This window comes from Streptomyces sp. YS-3, assembly GCF_045257485.1.
In the GTDB taxonomy this organism is placed as follows: Bacteria; Actinomycetota; Actinomycetes; order Streptomycetales; family Streptomycetaceae; genus Streptomyces.
Map to the genome: position 1 here is coordinate 1 of NZ_JBJHPC010000924.1, position 1736 is coordinate 1736.

Consider the following 1736-nt stretch of genomic DNA (forward strand, 5'->3'; position numbering starts at 1 on the left):
CTCCCCCACCTCGACCTCCCAGCAACTCCCCCGCCAGGCACGCGTACCAGCCGAGCTCCTGGGGCCCGAGCATGCCCATCGCTGGGCATCACAGCTACTGGCCCCCCTGGACCGCCCTTTGCGCATCGCGCTGCGCTGCTGGCTGGCCCACCGCGGCCGCACAGCCCCAGCAGCAGCCGAGTTGAAGCTGAGCCGCACCACCCTGACGCAGTGGCTGTCCCGGTGCAGCCAGGCACTCGGCATGGACCTGGCGTCGCCTGCCGTACGGGCAGAACTGCATCTGGCCGCCGAAACACTCGCTACCGCCGAAGACACCCCGACAGCCCTTCCCCGACGCGCCGGCCGGACCTACCGCGCGGCAAGCCGACAACCCCCGTGAGGGAACTACAGCCTTCCCATGACCGACGAAGTCCTCGGCGATACCGGGCGCCAGACACCTACCCGGTCACGTGCTCTGGTGGCGTTCTCGTCGGCAAGGAATGGACGCAGCAGGACGACCGGGGCGCGCGGCCGGTGCAGCGGGATAATGCGGCCGCAGTCTTCGATGACGTGTCCGGTGAGACCGTCGGTGATCGGGCAGAGCTGGTGCTCCAATGCCGCACCCACGGGCTAGGCGCCAACCGTCATCGTCGGCACCGTCAGACTGTCCGCTGCCGGTGACAGCGCGCCCTTCTACGGTGGCCTCCACATCAGGCCTGGCGCCGCCGTGGTATCCGCCACAGTGCCCGACGCGGATGGTGTCCGCCCCTGGACTCGTCTGAGCCAGCGCACAACCACGCCGAATGCGCTCGCCCCGCCAGCCAGCCAGACCGTCACCGCTCGCAGGAGGCGATGCGCGCCTGCCGGCTCCCCGAGCACCGGACAGCACGGGCCGTTGCTGGGGGCTGTCGACGCGCCTCTCACAGTCTCGGCGGAGCGGTTCGGGCCGCCGGGGGGCGAACGTGGCGTGCACCGCGGCGCCGGGTCGTGTGCAGTTCCGAAAGGTCGTGTGCAGTTCCGAAAGTAGGGCTGGTGAAAAGAGTGCAGGACAGCAAGGAGGAGCACTCCTTGTGGTGCACAGGTGATAGCCGGGTCCGGGGATGTGGCGCAGGTTGGTAATGGCGGTGGGTGGCTGTGGTGTCTAGGTTTGCTGTGCGCGATTGGCCGTTGGCCCGCTGTCGGTAGATGAGACGGGAGCCTGCCCTTCACAGAAGGACCTGCCTTGCGTGTGCCGGCGGGACGCCGGTGGGCGTGGGGTGAGGGTCTGGGCGCATCAACCACATTCCTTCGACGGGGTCGGCAGCGGCATGCCTTTTTTACGAGCCAGACAGCAGCGGCTTGTACGGCTTGAGGAGGGTACTGACACTGCCGGGGAGAAGACCCCACGACCTGGGGCGACATATGAAACCAGACGTCCTCATCCGTTTATCCCGCACGCGCGCCTGCCGTCACTGGCCGATCCGCTTCCCGCTGGTCCGTATCTCTGCCGCTGCGGGCGTGGTTGTCGGTCGGCTGCGGTGACCCGTGCCGACACGGTGGCTGCCGTTCCCGGGCCGCGGTCGCCCGTGAGGCCGGTGAGTCTGCTTGCTCCGCTGGGTGCACTGTCCGCGCGGATGCAGCAGTTGCTGGTGGAGGGCGACACACAGGGTGCCTACGCCGGTGCCTCGCTGGGGGGCGGGGCGCGTAGTGCGGCTGCCGATCACGGGTGGGCCATGACGCGTGCGGTGGCGGTGGGCGCGGTGCGGGCGGGCTGGAGC

Annotated in this window: 1 protein-coding gene and 2 pseudogenes; 2 read left to right on the forward strand and 1 reads right to left on the reverse strand. The window is 69.3% G+C overall.

The window, feature by feature from the left end:
- On the forward strand, window positions 1-379 hold a 379-nt coding region (locus ACJA3G_RS36310), incomplete at its 5' end, for a helix-turn-helix domain-containing protein (RefSeq protein WP_406557292.1).
- Window positions 380-384: 5 nt separating this feature from the next.
- Here the strand turns inward: ACJA3G_RS36310 and ACJA3G_RS36315 are convergent.
- A pseudogene (locus ACJA3G_RS36315) lies at window positions 385-648 on the reverse strand (hypothetical protein); the annotation flags it as partial.
- Between the two features lie 905 nt (window positions 649-1553).
- On the opposite strand from ACJA3G_RS36315, the pseudogene ACJA3G_RS36320 reads away from it, so the two are divergent.
- Window positions 1554-1736: pseudogene (locus tag ACJA3G_RS36320) on the forward strand (MarR family transcriptional regulator); the annotation flags it as partial.